We start from the raw sequence: 19,106 nt of genomic DNA, 5'->3' as shown, positions 1-19,106 counted from the left end.
GATATGAGCTCGATATGGGTATATCCAGGGCAAGGTGCGCAAAGGATCAATATGTTGCATGAATTTCCTAAGCATCACTTGGTCAAGCAATATCTTGAACATGCTTCTGATATTTTAAAAACAGATGTGATGTTACTGGATCAGGCTGAGATGTTGAAGTCAACTTATTCAGTTCAGTTGTGCCTATATTTGGCTGGTGTAATTAGTTCTGCATTATTACAAGCACATGGATTAAAACCAAAAATTGTTGCGGGTTTATCGATAGGCGCTTGGGCAGCAGCAACCGTAGCAAATGTAATGAGCTTTGAAGATGGTTTACGTTTAGTGGCAAAACGCGGTCAACTTATGCAGGAAGCATACCCAAGTGGCTATGGTATGACTGCGATTTTAGGAACTGATCGAACACAGGTGGAGCAGTGGATTACCCAGATTGATGAGCATACCAATGTATTTATTGCAAATCTGAATGCTGAAAATCAAGTGGTTATTTCTGGCTCGGTACAGGCCATGCAAAAGTTAGTAGCGACTGCTCATGAAGCTGGAGCAACTGCTAAGAAGATTGAGATCAGTGTGCCATCACATTGTGTATTGCTAGAAAAGCAAGCACAGCAACTCGCTTGCTTTATGGAGGGAATACCAACTAAACAACCAACGATTCAATATTTAAGTGGCACATCCGCACGCTTACTCAAAACAGATACGCAGATTGTGGATGATTTGGCGTTCAATATGAGTCGGGTGGTTGACTGGCACAATACGGTTCAGGCAGCTTGGGAACGAGGTGTCCGTTTACAGATAGAGGCTTTCCCAGGAACAATACTCACAGGTTTAGCGAGAAAAGTATTTAAAGAAGGAACGCTTTTATCGTTTCAGAATACACAACTTGAAAGTCTGATTATTGCAATGCAAAAGCAAGAGAATTTTGTATAGATCAATATCAGAAAGAATGATGACACTCAAAGGATAGAGGAAATTTACAATGATTATCTATGGAGTTGGTTTATTGGCATTATGCACCCTTGTGGGTGTGATTATTGGTGATGCATTGGGTGTAATGCTTGGTGTACCTTCCAATGTTGGTGGTGTTGGTATTGCTATGATTTTGCTGATTTTTATCCGATTATGGATGGAGAAGCGTGGATTGATGCAAGTTGAAACAGAAAAAGGGGTTGTGTTTTGGGGAATGATGTACATTCCTGTTGTGGTGGCAATGGCAGCACAGCAGAATGTAGTTTCAGCCATAACAAGTGGTCATATGGCTGTATTAGCCGCTATTTGTACGGTTGCTGTATGTACTTTAACGATTGCTGGCTTAAGTCGCTATAAAAAAGGAACGCCTTTGCCTAAAGAAGAAATCACAATGGCAAGTGTAGGAGGTAAAGCTCATGGTTGATATGCTATTTAAAGATCTAACACATTTGGGTTTAATTACCGCATTTGCCTTGATTGCTTTGATTATGTGGTTCTCTACAAAGTTATCCAAATACCTGACCCGCGGACGAGTACATGGCTCTGCAATCGCAATTGTTATTGGATTAGTTTTGGCATGGATTGGTGGGACTTATACAGGTGGACAAAAAGGCATTACTGATATTGCACTTTTCTCTGGTGTTGGGCTTATGGGCGGTGCAATGCTACGTGATTTCACAATTGTGGCCACAGCGTTTGAAGTGCAAGCGACCGAAGCAAAAAAAGCAGGATTTATTGGTGTATTTTCACTTTTGTTAGGAACAATTTTACCTTTTATCGTGGGATGCATTTTTGCGTGGATATTTGGATATCGAGATGCTGTCAGTATTACTACTATAGGTGCAGGTGCAGTGACCTATATTGTTGGACCCGTGACTGGCGCTGCAATTGGAGCAAGTTCAGATGTAATGGCGTTGTCTATTGCTACAGGGTTAGTTAAAGCAATTTGTGTCATGGTTTCTACCCCGATGACAGCTAAATTTATGGGATTGGATAATCCTCGATCTGCTATGATTTTTGGTGGACTCGCAGGGACAGTAAGTGGTGTTTCTGCTGGATTGGCTGCCACAGATCGCCGTTTAGTTCCTTATGGGGCATTGACTGCGACGTTCCATACTGGTTTAGGTTGTTTAATGGGACCAACCGTACTATTTTTTGCAGTGAAAGCGCTGATTGGTGCTTAACTTTTGGAGTAACTGATTATAAGATCAGTTACTCTTATTTAGGTTTGAATATATTGTTTGGCAAACATTCTGCACTCCGCAATCAATGCCAATAAATTAGGATCTCTTTCCTTACTTTTTAAAAAAACCAGCCCAATTTCCTGCTTAATTTGATAAGGCTTTTGTAACGGTATTAATTTGACAGAGCTTTCATAAATACTCGAAATACGTCCTGGTAGCAATGCTAATCCTACTCCTGTACTGACCATACTAATCAAGGTGAAAATATCACTTACTTGTAAAAACACTTTGGGGTCGATTCCCGCTTTCTCGAAAACAATATCACTATCATTACGCGTTGCAAAACCTTTAGATAGTGTTAAAAAGGTTTCATCTTTAAGTATACTTAAATCAACCTCATGCAGTTTCGCGATTGGTGAGTGTGTGTTGACGGCAAGATAAATGCTATCTTGAAACATGGGTAGACTCTCAAAGTCTGAATCTTGAGTGGTTTCATTTAACGCTACAATAATCGCATCTAATTCGGTAGACTTCAATTTTTTGACAAGATCTAAATTGGAACTAAGCAGTAACTGAATATCGAGTTCCCCACGTCTTAGTTTTAATCGACTGATCACATTTGGAAGAGTATTCACTGTAAGTGAATATAGAGATCCCAAATTGAGCACCTTAGCTGCAAAACCTGCCGCCTCACGGGTTTTATTCACAGTTGTCACAATATCCTGTACAAGTTTATGCGCATGTTCCTGTAGAACATAAGCACTTTTGAGGGGAATCAGATTTCTACCTTCATGTTTGAATAAAGGGCACCTTAGTGCACTTTCCAGTGAATGTAATGCTTTATGAACACTGACATTACTGATTTGCATTTCTCCAGCAGTTTTGGACAGATTTCCATTTCGCATAAAAGCTAAAAAAATCTGAATTTTTTTTAAAGTTAATTCTTCATCAATTTCCATTTTAACGTTTATCCATTTTTGAAAGTGTTAAAGATTTAATCCTTGTATAGATAAGAATATATCTATTGATTTTCTATTAGCTGAAAATCTTTAAATTGTGGCTTCTTAGCATCAGCTTGATCACAAAACTTGGCAAAACAATAAAGTTTAATCGATTGTATGAAGTTTTAATTTGTTGATAAATTAACCCTAAGTGGTATCTACTGAAAAATTGAGTATCAAATTGAAATTTAACATATTTTACTAAGTTTTTAAATAAGCTATTGTTTTTACAAGTGCTTATTTTCTTATCTGTGCCTTTGTTCTACGCGCCATAAAATTTTTGGATTGGAATAAAACTATCCTACGCAAGACGGCTCTCAAAGATCCAATCATTTGACTCATGTACAGCATTTTCAGAAAGGATTGCAGCAGTTAGCTCACGCTTTAAATTGAAAAAGCAAAAGGTTTAAAACGAATACTTGGATTTAAACGGGTAAAGATGAGCGTTTTTAACTCGTTTCTTTTGATGAATACAAAATTGTCGAATTGGATAAGGATGGAGGGTTTATAGGCTTCATATACGAACTGTTTTTCAGTGAATAAGGCAGACTTTCTTTTTAGATGTTGTAAAAACAACACTGATTTTTAAAAATGATGAAATATAAACAATAAATTGATCTCGCTTTTTAATTAAGTCTATGAAAAATATAAAAAATAAAGTTTGGCATAAAAGATGCTCTATACAAGTGATATGAAATTGGAAATATCCTAAGGAATACCTATGTCACTTGTTGTCGATAAAAAAGAAGATTCTAAAGAGATCATTAAGAGCGCGCTGTCTGAAATATGGGTCACTCGATGTCCAGTCCCAACCGCAACTGGCATTTCATTAAAGCGTGGTACTTTGATTGAAAAGTTTAAGCAACATCGGATTGATGTGGCTGTACTGCAGGATGCCCGTAAGGGATTATCTATTCATCACTTTGATCATCAGCTTCCTGCATTATTTCGTGAAGGAGGCAATGTGCCAGCATTGGCTGCTCGTTCAGAGGGTGCGCCAAGTCGCCTGATTGGTCTGACGTGGATTGATGAGTGGCAAGTCATTATTGTTCGACCTGATTCGCAGATTAGCCAGCCAGAACACTTAAAAAACGTAAAAATTGCTTTACCAGAATATGCCGATAAACGTGCTGGTAGTATTTTCAGGGCAATGTCATTACAGGGTGTTCGAGGTGCGTTGCAACTTGCTAATTTAACCTTCCGCGACGTTAATTTTGTTGAAGTTCCTGAAAGAGCTGAATCTAAACAAGATCGTGATGCCAGTGCTTATTGGTCAGGTCTGGATGCCTTGATTACCGGTGAAGTGGATGCTGTTTATGTTAAAGGTGCATCTGCTGTTGAGGCTGCAACCAAACGTGGTCTAAAAGTGGGGATTGATCTGGATCAATTTGCAGATGTAACTTCACGTGTAAACAATGGAACCCCTCGACCAATCACTGTGCATCAGGATTTATTAGAAGATCACTTTGATGTGGTTGTTGATTTTCTGGAAGAACTATTTGATACCGCGGATTGGGCGCAAGATCATTTGGATGAGGTGTTGGTGATTCTTGAAGATGAGACTATTGCTGGAGCAGAAAGTGTTGCCACGGCTTATCGTAATAATTTCCATAAATCGTTACATCCCTCACTAAGCGAAGAACGTTTAGAGCTTTTAAAACAACAAAAAGACTTTCTCTGGCTACATGGTTTCTTGGAAAAAGATGTCGATCTCAATGCTTGGGTAGATCACCGACCTTTACAAGAAGTCCTTAAGCGCCGTCAAAATAAACAATTTTAAAGAGGATATTGAACATGACTACTCTTATACAAACACCACTTTCTGCTGAATTAACTCATTTTATCGAACAGCACCGTGAAATTGCTGAATTTGCATTTGATGTATTTCGTGAAACAGGCACGATCACAGCAAATGGAACAGTCAATTTTGTTGAACGTGCGCCTGAAAATACCTTGGTAACTTTTAACTATGCCGGCCCTTGGTCTAGAGATAAAAAAAGTAAAGTGGTTGTGGAAACACTTGATGGCGAAGTTCTATTGGGACGAAAAGGGGCGGGTGGGCGCTACAACAAACTTTTTCGTGAACATAGCGACGTTACGACGATATCTCATGTACATGCTCCTAATTTAGGTGCTTGGGCGCAAACACATCGTACGTTACCGCTTCGTTATGTGCCTGTTCAACGCTTCCATTTATTTAAAGAGTTGCCGATTTATATTGACCGTCGTCAGGCGGAAGTTGATTTTATTTTGGATCAACTCAACGTTGATATTGAATATCGCGCGATCTTGGAAGCCAATGGCGGTGCAACGGTATGGGGGCGACAAGGTTTGCAAGAGACAGCTGAATTTATCCTTTTACTTGAAGAGGGAGCTCAGATTCAGCTCTTGGCGGAATTGGCTGGTGGAAGTCGTGAATACGGGCAGGGTGTTTTACAACAGCAGTGGCGAATGAGTGGCTTAACCGATAAAGCGAAGTCGCTTGGATTACTTCCCCTTCATTAAAAATATGATTTGAAAATAAATATAGAGAACACTATGGCTGTAAAACTTTTATGGTATCTCACATCTCCCGATGGGCCCTATCCTTGGTTAGAGTCTGGTCGTTGGGATACCGATTATGAACATTTGCAACAAATTGCAATTACCGCAGATCGTCTTGGTTTTTACGGTTCATTAATGGGGACAAGCGAGTATGAAACATTGGCTGTTGCTGCGAGTCTAATTCCATTTACTGAACGTTTGAAATTTTTGGTTGCACAGCATCCAGGTGAAGTCCAACCAGCAGTTTTAGCAAAGTACGCACAAACTTTTGATGCATTTTCTAAAGGGCGTTTGTTGTTTAATGTGGTCAATGGCAATGATAAGGGGTTGGCTGCTTTAGGAATCCATTATTCCCATGATGAACGTTATAACTTTAGTAAAGAATATTGGACTGCTTTTCAGCAAAACTACTTAGGAAATAAGGCTGGCTTTCAGGGGGAGTTTATCCAGATTTCTCCACGTCAGGAGGGCAGTTCGCCAATGTCAACTTGGCATGGCCCAACACAAAAACAGAGTGTGCCGCTTTGGGGAGCTGGAACCTCTGCAAAAGGTGTTCAGCATTCGGTTGAACTGCTGGATGTGTATCTAAGCTTTGCAAATACACCGCCATTATTAGGTGAAAAATTTCAAAAAGTTGCTTCTGAAGCTGCAAAAATTAATCGTAATTTAGAGTTTGGCACCCGATTGCAAATTATTGTTCGGGAAACAGAAGAAGAGGCTTGGCAGTATGCTCAATCCTTACTTGATAAAATTGATGTTAGCTATGCAATTGAAGCAGTAAAACGCCAATTGCCACCGCATGAGACGTTGGAAACTTATCAAAGTACCAATCCAATTGTCCAAAGAAATCTGGAATTGTTGCGTCAGGGTATTTTACCGCAAGCTAAAGATTTTGAAATTTATCCTAATGTATGGACAGGGCCATCTTTATTTGGTTTCGATATTTTAAGCCCAGCCGCCGGTACTGCTTTAGTTGGTAGTGCGGAAAATATTGCTAAACGAATTAAAGAATATGAAAGCTACGGTGTATCAGCATTCATCCTATCGGGTTTCCCTTTAATTGGGGAAGCTTATCGTGTGGCAGATTTACTCTTTCCTCTCCTTGAGCTTGATCATGGGTTTGAGTTACCCAAGTTGAATCAACACGTATCTGTTGGTTCTGTGTTGAATCAAGACGTCGTGATTTAAGGGGAAGAGATATGACTAAAATCACACGTAGAGAACTCCTTCAACAGACAGGTTTAGGTTTGGGTGCATTTGCTGCTGTCAGTCTCGTGGGATGCTCTCGTTCTGATTCCATTCCATCGAAGGAAGCTGATTCAAACCTTTCCCAAAATGAAACGCCACAAAAGGGGGGAGTTATTAAAATTGGGGTAATTAATGGTAATCAGGCTGGAAATTTAGATGCACATAAACCGATTGGAATGTCCAGTGCATTTCGAGGTTGGCCCTTATATGCCAAGTTATGGGAGTGGGGGCGTGATATCCAGCCTAAACTGGCGCTGGCTGAATTTGCTGAACCGAATGAAGATGGAACTAAATGGACAATTCGTTTAAAAAAAGGACTTGAGTTCCATCACGGTAAAACTATAACTGCAGATGATGTGATTTTCTCTTTGCGTCGTCTAACAGATTCTAAACTTGCTTCGCCTTTTGCAGCATACCTTTATTCCTTACAACGCGATGCAATCAAAAAGCGTGATGATTACACGGTTGAGATCCCATTTGCACATGGTAAAGGATTGGTCGCCTTGCCAGAGGCATGGATGAGTTGGGGGGGCATTGTGCCTACCGATTATGATCCTGTTAAAAATGTGGTGGGAGCAGGTCCATTTAAACTTGAAAGCTTTAACCCAGGACAGCGTTCACGCTTTGTTCGTTTTGAAAACTATTGGAAAGAGCATCAGCCTTATGCTGACGCAATTGAGATTATTGATTTTAAGGATCAAACAGGTCGCCTTGCTGCTTTGCAATCAGGGCAGATTGATATTGCCTCGGGAATCAGTGCTGAGCACCTTTCTTTAATTCAAGCCAATAAGCACTTGAATGTAGTTGCTTCTGAAACAGATGCATGGCAGTCCTTTGACATGAATACCAGCAAAGCTCCTTTTAATGATGCTCGGGTACGGCAGGCATTTCGCTTAATTGCTAATCGAGATGATTTAGTCAAACGAGCGTTAGCTGGACAAGGACGTATTGCCAATGATTTGTACTCCTTTAGCGATCCTGTTTACAACCATGATATTCCTCAGCGTCAGCAAGATTTGGCGAGAGCAAAAGCATTATTAAAACAAGCAGGTTTTGACCATAACCTAAAGGTTGATCTGTATACGGGACCTGATAGTAATGCGGCATTGGTTTTTGCCCAACATGCAGCGCAAGCAGGTGTAATTGTCAATGTTAAACAGGTTGAGGCCGCAACATTTGCAGATGCAGTTAAACAGGATTGGGTATTTAGTACGGGTTCGAATGTTTCGCGGCCTTTCTTATTAACAGTCTTGCAAATTGATGGGCCAGGCGCAGCCAATAATAAAACTCGTTTTAATAATGAACGTTTTTCTGAATTGGTTCATGCAGCTTTGCAACAGCCTGATCTGGAGAAACGTAAAGTTTTGGTTCATGAAGCTCAAAAGATTCAGCATGAGCAAGGTGGTTTGTTGATTTGGGGGTTCAACAATGTACTTGATGCCCATTCTAGCCAAATTGGAGGAGTAACGCCTGATCGCACGGGTTTTGCTGCATGGCGTACAGATGAATTCTGGCGAAGAGGGTAATGACTATGACGACTCAGGCCAGCAAAGTAGAGACACAGATTCAACAGCAAGCACTCGCCAAATCATTTGAATTACCAGCATGGTTACCTTGGTTTTTGACCCGTATTGTATCAGGGCTGCTAGTGATTTTTGTGATTAGCTTAATCGTATTTGTTGCCACACAGGCACTTCCATCTGATCCTGCCCGCGTCATTTTAGGGGCAGAAGCACCTGAGGCAACGGTTGAATTACTTCGTGAACAGTTGGGGTTAAACCAACCCATCTTGCTTCAATACTGGAATTGGTTCAGTCAATTATTACAAGGGAATTTTGGAAGTTCGATTGATTCAAACGTTCCTGTTTCACAAATTATTAAGAATTATTTTGGAAATACGATTGCTTTAACGAGTTTAGTGGTGGTCATAACTGTACCAGTTTCTGTGGTACTGGGTGTCTGGTTAGCCCTTCGACGTGATAGCAAACTCGATAGAATCATTGTCTCCAGTTCTATTGTGTTTAAGGCAGTTCCTGGTTTTGTGATCGCGATTTGGTTAATGATGTTTTTTTCAACCTCAGTTCTCCACATCTTACCCGCAGCATCGTTGTTGATTCCAGGGCAATCCCCTTTTAGCCAGATAGAGTTTTTAATTTTACCCATATTAACCTTGGCATTATCTCTCATTCCTTATCTGATGCGTTTAGTACGTGGTTCCATGATTGATGCTTTAGAGTCAGATTATGTGACCTCTGCACGGCTACGTGGTATTCCTGAGCGTCGAATTATTTGGAAGCATGTTTTACCTAATGCCTTAGTGCCCGTGGTACAGGGTACTGCATTGACGATCAGGGTCTTACTGAGTGGTGCTTTAATTATTGAAGTGGTATTTAGCTATCCGGGGATTGGTAATGCGCTTAATGCAGCCATTGAAATGCGAGATATTCCTACTATACAAGCGGTAGTTTTATTGCTAACCATTTCTGTGGTGGTGGTTAATTTAATTGCAGATTTAATTACAACTTTACTCACTCCAAAAATACGCACCGCGAAAAAACATAAAGCACGTTCACCCGGTCTGCGTCAGGCAATACGTTTATGGAAATCAGGGCGGCCAATTACAGTGAAACCTGTCGATCGTCGCAATGCATTGAAGAATACTCAAGTGGGAGGTGAGAAATGAGCACACTTCACTGGTATGAACGAACATTTTTTAAAACGTTAATACGTGAGCGACAAGTCCGTTTTGGTTTTGTAGTGACAAGTCTGGTTTTGATTTTCGCTCTGGTCGGCCCTGCATGGGTACCGTTTGAACCTACTGCTCTGGTGGGAATGACTTATGGCGCACCTGAGGGACGCTCGTTTCTAGGCTACGACTATATTGGGCATGATGTCTGGTCACGTGTACTGGCTGGCGGTGCTTCTATGATCTGGATGACCCTTGCTGCAAGTTTATTGGCTTTAATCATTGGTTCCAGTTTGGGCATATTGGCTGCTTTCGCTCGTAACAAGGTCGACCAGTTCGTGACATGGTTGACTGATATTTTTATGGCATTTCCCGATCTGATTTTAGTTCTATTAATTGTTTCAATGTTAGGACGGCAGCCTTGGTTAATTGTATTGACCGTTTCAATTGCATTTATTCCAGGGGTAATACGTCTTGCTCGAAGTGTTGCACTCAATCTAGTTGAACAAGAATATGTAGAAGCAGCAAAAATTCTTGGTTACTCAAAAAGCTATATTTTATTTCATGAAATTCTACCGAATATGCTGACAACGTTGTTGATTCATCTGGGTGTGATGCTGACGTGGGCGGTTGGTATGTTATCTGGTTTAGCTTTCCTTGGTTATGGCGTCGCACCACCAGCAGCAGACTGGGGGCTCATGATTAATGAAAATCGTGCAGGGCTATTGGTTCAACCGTGGGCTGTTTTTGCACCCGTGATTTTAATTGCCTTATTTGCACTTGGAACCAATGTGCTGGCTGAAGGTGTGGGCCGTGCAGCAGCTCGGATTGAGGAAAAATGAGCATGGCAAACACTTTTAAAAATACAGTATTAACCGTTACAGATTTAACAGTTGCATTGGTAAACACTGGCAATGATGTAGTTTCTAATATTTCATTCAGTCTACGAGAGGGGGAAGTTCTAGGACTGGTTGGAGAAAGTGGTTCAGGTAAAACTACACTATCCAGTGCTTTATTAGGTTACGCGAGACATGGGGCCAAAATTATTCAAGGAACTATTGATCTGGATGGAGAGGACATTCTTCGTCTGGATGATCCTGCCTTACGTCAGGTTCGTGGTTATAAGATTAGTCATGTCGCGCAAGATCCTGGAACCGCACTTAATCCAGCTTTAAGTATTGGCCAGCATTTATTTGAACTATTAGAGGTGCATCAATCAAAGATATCGAGTGCCGAACGCCAACAAAAAGTGGCCAAGATTTTGGATGAAGTGGGCTTGCCTCAGGATGAGCATTTTTTAAAGCGTTATCCTCATCAACTGTCTGGTGGTCAACAGCAACGAATTTTATTGGCATTGGCGTTTCTGTTGCAGCCACGGCTAATTGTTTTGGATGAACCCACAACGGCACTGGATGTTACCACCCAAACGTTAGTACTTAATATTATTCGTAAATTATGCAACGAATATAACGTTACAGCTATTTATGTATCACATGATTTAACGGTCGTAAAAGATATCGCAGATCGGGTTATTGTGCTGTATTCAGGGCGGATTGCTGAAGATGCGGTATTAACGCAATTATTTGACATGCCTAAACATCCTTATACACAAGGTTTAATTAATGCCATTCCTGATGTGGCAATTCGTAAATATTTAGCGCCGATCGAAGGGCATGCACCCTCGCCGAATGATCGGCCAGCAGGTTGTGCCTTTGCTGCACGTTGTTCTTTTGCGACTGAAATATGCCGTCAGCAGCAACCAGAATTGATTCAGTTAAAAGATGAATTCGACCCACATTTTGTTGCTTGTCATCACGTGGATCAAGTGGATGTAATTCGTTTTAAAGAGATCGAGCATCACGGGGTCAATCTGAAAGCTGACAGCGAAGTGTTGTTAAAAGTTGAACAGATTAATGCATGGTATGGACAGCAACAGGCACTTTTTAATATCTCATTGCAATTAAAAAAAGGTGAGTGTTTAGCCTTGGTGGGTGAATCCGGGTCAGGTAAAACGACGTTATCACGTGTCATTGCTGGATTAAATGAAAATGCGGATGGACAAATCATTTTAGCAGGGGAAGCCTTATCTTTACGTGGACAACAACGTCATTTGCAGCAACGTCATAAACTGCAATATATCTTTCAAAACCCTTATAAGGCCCTGAATCCCGCACATACCATTGGTCAGACCTTAGTTAAGGTCGTGCAGCATTTCTTTGGGACATCTCGACACGAGGCGATAGAAAAAGTCACGCAGGTACTTAAACAAGTCTCTTTGCCTGTACAAGTTCAGGAACTCTATCCAAGAGATTTATCTGGTGGAGAACGGCAACGAGTGGCCATTGCAAGAGCTTTGCTGTGTCAGCCTGACGTCTTGATTTGTGATGAGATTACTTCTGCTCTGGATGTTTCTGTACAAGCTTCTATTTTAAAACTGTTGCAGCAACTTCAACAGCAAGGAGTGACTTTGTTATTTGTCACCCACAACTTGGGCGTAGTAAGAGCAATTGCCGATCGAGTTGCCGTATTAAAACATGGACATATTGTGGAATATGGTGAAACCGATCAAGTCCTTAGCCATCCAAAACACGTGTATACCAAAACATTGCTTAGCCATGCGCCTAGTCTATTTAAGCATGTGCATGAACTTACGCATCAAGACACTTACGTATAAAAAAGAACAGATGTTCTGGAGTTAAACATGAACGATATTCATCCGCACAATTTTTTAGAATTGGGCAGCATACGACATATTCAAAGCGATCAAGAAGCACTTGAGGTTGCAAAGGACGTCGCAAAACAACTGACTCGATTTGCTCAAAACCCTGCCCATAATAAGACAATACCTTATGAACAGGCGCGTTTGATTTCGGAAGCTGGTTTATCCGCCATTATTGTTCCTAAACAATTTGGTGGTTTAGGTGCCAGTATTCCAACATTGGTCAATGTGGTAAAAATTATTTCTTCCGCAGATGGTGGTGTAGGGCAGTTGTTGCAGATTCATTTCACTATGTTTAGAGGAATTTTGACGGGTTATGAAGATGAAATCCGCGATCAATTGCTTCGTGATGTCTTAAGTGGTAAGCGTTTAGGCAATGCACTTGCAGAAGTGGGAGGTAAAGATAAATTTCATCACAAAACAAGGGTAGAACGAAATGCACATGGTCAATTGATTCTAAATGGCAGTAAATTTTATTCTACGGGTTCTTTATTGGCAGAATGGATTTCTTTATTTGCGGGCAGTGAGGATGGACCTGTCTCAATTTTAATTCATCGTGATACGCAGGGTGTCGAGTTACTGGATGATTGGGATGCAATGGGACAAAATAATAGTGTCAGTGGCACTGTCAATTTTAAAGATGTGATTGTTGATGAACGGTATATTGCCAAACGTAATACAGGTGGTTTAGGAACTGTTTTACGTACGGGTTTGACTTGGCCCCAGATTTTACATGCTGCTATGGATACTGGTATTGCAAAAGGCGCATTAGAGGGCGGGATTGATTATCTACAACATCATGCACGTCCTTGGGTTGAAAGTGGAGTGGATTCACCGACACATGAATCGCATATCATCAAACAAATCGGTGAATTTGCTGTTTTAGTTCGTTCGGCAGAAGCTTTACTGGATCGTTCGGCAGAAATATTTGAACAGCATTTAGCCAACGTGACAGATGAGGATTTACAAACAGAACTGATTTTATCTGTAGCTGCTACACGGAGTCAGTCTGATCATGCTTCCTTAAAAATATCGAGCGAAATTTTTGGATTACTGGGAGCAAGTTCGACCTTATCGAAATGGAATCTTGACCGTTTTTGGCGTAATGCACGGACACACACCACGCATGATCCTATTCGTTGGCGTCTATATCATGTTGGAAATTATTATTTAAATAATATTCCGCCAGGTGAATATAATTCTGTACTGTTAAAGAAACAGGCACAGAATGTGACTAAATTTAATTAGGCTGAGTTTGAGTTAAATATTTTTATAACATATTGAAAATAAATATCTTGATGGAGTCTTGCCGAGTTCTCGTCCATTTTCAGGATAAGCCATCGGCTCGACCTATCTTGCGAAACGTGGTTTTTCATTCGGAAAAAGTAAGCAAAATCTGAGCTGCGACTAAAGCAGCCTAAAATCCGCAAAATTCGTTGACTACCACCAGTTAATTGATGAGCCGCAGAAATAATACTTTGTTTACGGAAGCCTGTCTCAAACAAATGCGGATGACGTTTCTGAGTATTCTATTTCTTACCTAACGCATGTTAATTCATAAAATCAAGTTTAAAAAAGGTTGTCATCATGACAACCTTTTTTAAATCATTATGCTACTTGAGCTTGAATAGAAATGTCTTGGGCAAGCCATTCACGAACATTGATTTGAGCAGGGATAAAGTTCCAGCGATAGAGGAAATCACTTAAATCCTGTAAGGCAACAATCGAGATTTCATCAAAGTTGGTATTTAGTTTTAGATGTGCATCTGCACCATAGGCTGCATGAACCCATTGTTCACTACTATTGCATTCCTTTGCGAGATAACGATGGGTTTCATCTGCATGCGTATGTGCCCAATGTTCTGCTTGCAAAACAGCATCGACAATAGATTGGGCTTGTTCTGGATATTGAGTTAAAAAATCTTCATCTACTGTCAGCGTGCGAGGAGTACCATTATTAGAGCGTAGGATCGGGTCTGGATGTGAACCAATATCAATAATGGTATGTAACGCAAAATCATCAGCAATTTGCGCTGCATGCGCTCCTTTTAAAAAGATCGCATCGACATCACCTTTGATCAGCGCCACAATTTCAGCACTTGCATTGAGTTTATTGCGATTGCCATAAAAACTTGAGTCATTTTCTTCGGAATGAAGTTGCTGTGCTGCTAAAATATCTGCTCTTAAGCAATCAACTAACTCAAGATCACTCACCTTCAAATTTACTGTCTTTAAGGCATTTTCTAAGCCACGAATGGCTTGAGCGCGTGAGAAATCAATGAGAGCATCTTGATTGAGGGGAAGCCCAAAACGTTTACCTTTTAAATCGGCAACAGATTTGATGTTGGAATCATAGCGAGTCAGTAGTAATTGCACTTCATCTGCCCAAGATAAACCAATCACTTTGGTTTTTTGACCAGAAGCATAGGCCCAAATCGCAGGAATGCTGCCACCATGCCGTACAGAATTTTCAAGTGTATGATTAAAATGAGAGTTACGAATATCCTTTGAATTAGATTCACGGATCGATTTTATTTCGATTCCTTGTGTTTTAAATTTTTCATTGAACCATCCTTTTTGAATGGCAATCCCCAAACCTGTTGGTACAGGACAACGGGTATACCACAGAGTATTTAGGCGACTTGGAGTAAGTGTACTCATAACAACATCCTTTGATTAGTTTGCTACGATAGAGCAAAATTAATGCCAATTAATAAACTGTTGATAATTAATACAATTTTTTTATATCTCATTTTTTTATGTGTTTATCTGAATATCTGTTGAAATCGCAACATAAAATTTGGAAGACTGCTTTTAAATCAACATTCCAATGCTTAAGGAATTAAAAATTTTATTTAAAAACATAGAATTAAATTTTTTTATTGTTGCTTTTAAACTGGCATGCTTCTTGCAGTAGGCAGAAGATTAATCGCAATGATTCTGTTTTTATGTTGAAAGATTACCCTCTATTACGTAGTTTGGCATTGTATCGATTTATGCCATTTCGGTTTGGTTTAACGGCCTTTTTATTTATTGTTGCAAATTTAGGATTGGCAATTCAGCAATATTCGATTGGTCATGCCATCGACACTTTAAAGCACAGTCATCCTGCGACTTTATTTCAACATGCGTGGTCAGATCCTCTCAATCCGTGGTTCTGGTTCATTCTACTTTCCTGCATTGCGGTGATTCGTGCAGCAGTTCAGTATCTTGCAGGGTTGAGTGCGTTAAGTATTGGACAGCATTTACTGACGATTTTAAGAGAGAAAATCTTTAGTCAGGTTCAACATTTAGATATTTCATGGCATTGGAAACATGGTTTAGGCGAAGTTCTGTCGAGAAGTACCCGTGACTCCGATAAATTAAAAGAAGCATTAATCAACTTTTGGCGTCAAGTTTTTGAATCAACCCTCGTGGTGATCGCGACTGTAGGCTTACTGTGTTGGTATCAATTATGGCTAGGTATTATCCCGCTATTGTTTATCGTATTGGGTTTAGCCGTGTTGTTTAAACTGACGACTCATATGGTTCATCTTGATCATGAGGTGGCTCATGCCTATGAACAGGTCAGTGATACGTTAGCTGAAAGTGTGAATGGGGTAAGGGTAATTAAAGCATTTCGGCTAGAAGCTTTATTGCAATTTCGTTTTTCTACGGCCATTGATCATTTCATTGAACATTCACGGATTGCAATTAAAACCAGTGCTCAGCGCTTACCGATTCCTCAAGTCATTATTGCCTGTTCTTATCTTTGGGTGATTGGGTTCGGTGCCTATTTGATAGGCCAACAGCAACTCCAAGTGGGTGAGTTTATTGCAGCAGTTTTGATGGCTAATCTTTTAGTTTTTAGGATTGAGAGCATAGGCCAAGTATTAAAAATCTTTGCCGATGCCCGTTCTTCAGCAACCCGTATTTGGCAAATGTTGGATGAGAAAGCACAGATTGTGGATGGTACAGGAGCAATAACCTCTAATTTGAACATTCACATTCGGCTTGAAAATGTCAGTATTTTTGTGCCTGAAACTCAGAAATATATTTTGAAGCAGTGTTCTACCGAATTTCGTGCCGGTGAAATCGTCACGATTGTCGGTAAAACAGGTTCAGGTAAAACCACATTAATGAACTTGTTAAATCGTTTTGTAGATCCGACCGAAGGCCGCATTTTGATGGGTTCAGATGAACATGGCTGGATTGATCTTAATCAGCTAAAGCTCAATGATTTAAGAGCGTTGATTCAAATTATTCCTCAGGAAAATTTCTTTTTTTCTGGAACATTGACTGAAAACTTAAGAGTTGCAAAACCTGATGCAACTGAGGTCGATTTGCTTAATGCGTTAGAATTAGCCTCAGCGCTTGAACTTATTCAACGACTTGAACATGGTCTAAATACAGTTATTGGAGATCGTGGTGTCACGCTTTCAGGAGGGCAAAAACAGCGTATTGCTTTGGCTCGCGCGATTTTGAAAAACTCACCTGTATTGGCCCTTGATGATTCGACCAGTGCTCTGGATGCAACCACTGAGCGTAATGTACTTGAAAATTTAACTCAATCTTCGATTCATAGTCACCAGAAAACTCTGATAATTAATTCAAATAAACAGACCACGATTGCGCTTTCTGATCGCGTTATAGTGTTGAATAATGGTGAAATTATTGCACAAGGGCCTCATCATGAATTGTTGGCACATTGTTCATTTTATCGGGAATTGATGGGATTCAATCAAGATGACCAGATCACACGTGCGGCATTTAATACGTCCTACCAAGAGGTGACACCATGAGTCACGCTTTAAAACAGGAACAAACATTCACAAGAAAAATGAATGACCTACAACTTGAAGAATATTTGGCAAAAACATCTATTCATCGGAGTATGTTCAAAAAACTAGCGCCGTTAGTGTATCCCGTAAGGTATTTATTGCTTGCAGTAGTTCTTGTGGAAGTTTTTCAAGTGATCAGCATTTTTGTTCGCCCTTGGGTCATCAAATATATTCTTGATCATGGATTTACTCAACATGTAGAACGTTTGGTTTTAAATTGGAATGTACTTGCTATCGCGTTGCTGATATTGAGCTTGAGCTGGATTGCACGATTTGCTCTGGCGGGTGCATCCAAATACCTTTCGGGTTTAGCCGGCTTAAAAGTACTAAATGCATTGCGGTGTCGGTTGTTTGCACACATTCAAACGTTGAGTATCGGATATTTTGATCGAACGAAAGCTGGGCGAATTATTTCTCGTGCAGACAGTGATGTAGATGTCCTTGAACCAGTGTTAATACAGGGACCACCTGAATTACTCTCTGCTATTTTACGCTGTGGATTAGCCTCTATTTTGCTTTGGATTATTTATCCACCTTTTTTCTGGTTCTTATTTGCGGTTATTCCAGTTTTGCTTTTAGTCACCGTTTTTTTTAAACGCTCGTCTCAAAAGCATTGGGGGCGTGTTGCTGAGGAGCGAAGTCGTTTTACTGCACATTTAGTTGAAACTGTAAATGGTGCAAAAATTATTCAGCAATTAAATTATGCAGAACAAAATCAGCGGCATTATCAACAGTTGTTAGATGATTTTAATCAATCAATTATCTATGGCAGTAAGCGGACCAGTTGGTTTGCGCCATTTACAGGTGTGCTTTCTACTCTGGCAACCGCCGCGTTTCTTGTGATTGGCAGTTATGCACTCAGTGAAGGGAATATTACCATCGGGCAGTTTGCAGAATGCATTTTTTATGTGTTCTTATTTTTGGCACCCTTACAAGAAATGACGGATTTGTTTGAAAGATTTGCCAATGGTACAGCATGTGCCCAGCGTATTTTTTTATTGTTGGACACTCAACCGACGATACAAAATAAACCCTCTGCGCATCAACTTGATCAGCTTAACGGACATATCCGTTTTCATAATGTTGAGTTCGCATATACCACCAAGCCTGTGTTAAACCAGTTTAGTCTTACAATTGAAGCTGGACAGGTTATTGCAATTGTAGGGCCTACAGGACATGGAAAAAGTACAGTTGTACAACTTCTGACACGGTTTTATCAACCTCAAGCGGGAAAAATTTACTTGGATCGATATCCTCTCGACGAAATTGATCAAGCCAGTTTACGTCAGCATGTGGGTATTGTACTTCAGGATAATGTGTTGTTTAGTGGAACGATTTTAGATAATTTACGTTTGGTAAAACCCGAAGCAACAGATCGGCTACTGGTTCAGGCGATTGAAGAATTAGGGGCAGATGAAATTTTGAGTCAGCTTCCAAATGGATATTTGACGCAAGTTGGAACATTGGGAGTAAATTTAAGCCATGGACAGCGCCAGTTGGTTTGTCTGGTTAGAGCCTATCTGGCAGACCCAACTATTTTAATTTTAGATGAAGCAACTTCTGCAATTGATATTTATACCGAGCAGAAAATTCAATATGCACTAAGACGATTATGTCAAAATCGAACCTGTATTGTCATTGCGCATCGGCTGAGTACAATTAAGGAAGCAGACAAAATTGCAGTGATTGAAAATGGAACCGTGGTTGAACAAGGTACACATCAACAACTCTTAAGTCAGCAAGGCAACTATTATCAATTGTATCAGTCATATTTAAACCACCAATTAAATGAAAGCAGTTCATCATGAACTGCTTTTTGGCAAAAAAAGCAGTGATAATCTAGTGAACAAATCAACAATTTTTACAGTAACTGTCTGAATTTCAACAATCAAGCATGTGTTGAAAAATATAACTATATGATTTTAATTAATAAAA

15 protein-coding genes are annotated in these 19,106 nt (G+C 40.2%); 13 read left to right on the top strand and 2 right to left on the bottom strand.

The window, feature by feature from the left end; translation table 11 throughout:
- Positions 1 to 3: 3 nt before the first annotated feature.
- From mdcH to madM, 3 genes are read left to right on the top strand one after another with little or no spacing between them, the layout of a single operon-like run.
- Positions 4 to 930, top strand: coding sequence for a malonate decarboxylase subunit epsilon (gene mdcH, locus IAE19_RS04845; protein WP_200459795.1), 927 nt, complete (start codon positions 4 to 6; stop codon positions 928 to 930).
- A gap of 49 nt (positions 931 to 979) precedes the next feature.
- Positions 980 to 1,393 (top strand): malonate transporter subunit MadL, encoded by a 414-nt coding sequence (gene madL / locus IAE19_RS04840; RefSeq protein WP_200459794.1) that lies wholly within the window; start codon positions 980 to 982, stop codon positions 1,391 to 1,393.
- Positions 1,386 to 2,153: a malonate transporter subunit MadM gene (gene madM, locus IAE19_RS04835; RefSeq protein ID WP_200459793.1), complete on the top strand. Its 768-nt coding sequence runs from the start codon at positions 1,386 to 1,388 to the stop codon at positions 2,151 to 2,153. The genes madL and madM overlap by 8 nt, the downstream gene beginning before the upstream one ends.
- 38 nt (positions 2,154 to 2,191) lie before the next feature.
- Here madM and IAE19_RS04830 read toward each other — a convergent pair whose 3' ends face one another.
- Positions 2,192 to 3,112: a LysR family transcriptional regulator gene (locus tag IAE19_RS04830; protein ID WP_200459792.1), complete on the bottom strand. Its 921-nt coding sequence runs from the start codon at positions 3,110 to 3,112 to the stop codon at positions 2,192 to 2,194.
- 763 nt (positions 3,113 to 3,875) lie between these two features.
- Between IAE19_RS04830 and IAE19_RS04825 the strand changes: the two genes are divergently transcribed.
- The 8 genes from IAE19_RS04825 to IAE19_RS04790 are packed head-to-tail and all read left to right on the top strand — an operon-like array spanning position 3,876 to position 13,599.
- On the top strand, positions 3,876 to 4,934 hold the full coding sequence (locus IAE19_RS04825; protein WP_200459791.1) for an ABC transporter substrate-binding protein: 1,059 nt from the start codon (positions 3,876 to 3,878) through the stop codon (positions 4,932 to 4,934).
- 14 nt (positions 4,935 to 4,948) lie between these two features.
- The gene (locus tag IAE19_RS04820) at positions 4,949 to 5,659 is read left to right on the top strand and encodes a class II aldolase/adducin family protein (RefSeq protein ID WP_200459790.1); all 711 of its coding nucleotides are present in this window, start codon (positions 4,949 to 4,951) and stop codon (positions 5,657 to 5,659) included.
- 33 nt (positions 5,660 to 5,692) lie between these two features.
- Positions 5,693 to 6,886: an LLM class flavin-dependent oxidoreductase gene (locus tag IAE19_RS04815; protein ID WP_200459789.1), complete on the top strand. Its 1,194-nt coding sequence runs from the start codon at positions 5,693 to 5,695 to the stop codon at positions 6,884 to 6,886.
- A gap of 11 nt (positions 6,887 to 6,897) precedes the next feature.
- Positions 6,898 to 8,472 carry an ABC transporter substrate-binding protein gene (locus tag IAE19_RS04810; RefSeq protein WP_200459788.1) on the top strand — a complete coding sequence of 525 codons (1,575 nt, stop codon included), beginning with the start codon at positions 6,898 to 6,900 and terminating at the stop codon, positions 8,470 to 8,472.
- A 5-nt stretch (positions 8,473 to 8,477) separates the two neighbouring features.
- Positions 8,478 to 9,629, top strand: a complete 1,152-nt coding sequence (locus IAE19_RS04805) for an ABC transporter permease (RefSeq protein ID WP_200459787.1) — start codon at positions 8,478 to 8,480, stop codon at positions 9,627 to 9,629.
- Complete coding sequence (locus IAE19_RS04800) at positions 9,626 to 10,474, top strand: ABC transporter permease (RefSeq protein ID WP_200459786.1); 849 nt, start codon at positions 9,626 to 9,628, stop codon at positions 10,472 to 10,474. Before IAE19_RS04805 ends, IAE19_RS04800 begins: the two co-directional genes overlap by 4 nt.
- 2 nt (positions 10,475 to 10,476) lie before the next feature.
- Positions 10,477 to 12,306 (top strand): dipeptide ABC transporter ATP-binding protein, encoded by a 1,830-nt coding sequence (locus IAE19_RS04795; protein WP_200459785.1) that lies wholly within the window; start codon positions 10,477 to 10,479, stop codon positions 12,304 to 12,306.
- A 27-nt stretch (positions 12,307 to 12,333) separates the two neighbouring features.
- The gene (locus IAE19_RS04790; protein WP_200459784.1) at positions 12,334 to 13,599 is read left to right on the top strand and encodes an acyl-CoA dehydrogenase family protein; all 1,266 of its coding nucleotides are present in this window, start codon (positions 12,334 to 12,336) and stop codon (positions 13,597 to 13,599) included.
- A gap of 360 nt (positions 13,600 to 13,959) precedes the next feature.
- On the opposite strand, the gene IAE19_RS04785 is transcribed toward IAE19_RS04790, so the two are convergent.
- Positions 13,960 to 15,012, bottom strand: coding sequence for an ABC transporter substrate-binding protein (locus IAE19_RS04785; protein ID WP_200459783.1), 1,053 nt, complete (start codon positions 15,010 to 15,012; stop codon positions 13,960 to 13,962).
- 287 nt (positions 15,013 to 15,299) lie between these two features.
- On the opposite strand from IAE19_RS04785, the gene IAE19_RS04780 reads away from it, so the two are divergent.
- Positions 15,300 to 17,132, top strand: coding sequence for an ABC transporter ATP-binding protein (locus tag IAE19_RS04780; RefSeq protein WP_200459782.1), 1,833 nt, complete (start codon positions 15,300 to 15,302; stop codon positions 17,130 to 17,132).
- A complete protein-coding gene (locus IAE19_RS04775) occupies positions 17,129 to 18,979 on the top strand; it encodes an ABC transporter ATP-binding protein (protein WP_200459781.1) in 1,851 nt (616 codons plus the stop codon). Before IAE19_RS04780 ends, IAE19_RS04775 begins: the two co-directional genes overlap by 4 nt.
- Positions 18,980 to 19,106: the final 127 nt, after the last annotated feature.

It is taken from the genome of Acinetobacter sp. S40 (genome assembly GCF_016624705.1).
Taxonomy (GTDB): domain Bacteria; phylum Pseudomonadota; class Gammaproteobacteria; order Pseudomonadales; family Moraxellaceae; genus Acinetobacter.
The sequence above is the reverse complement of the archived record's forward strand: the minus strand, read 5'-3'. Positions and strand labels throughout refer to the sequence as shown.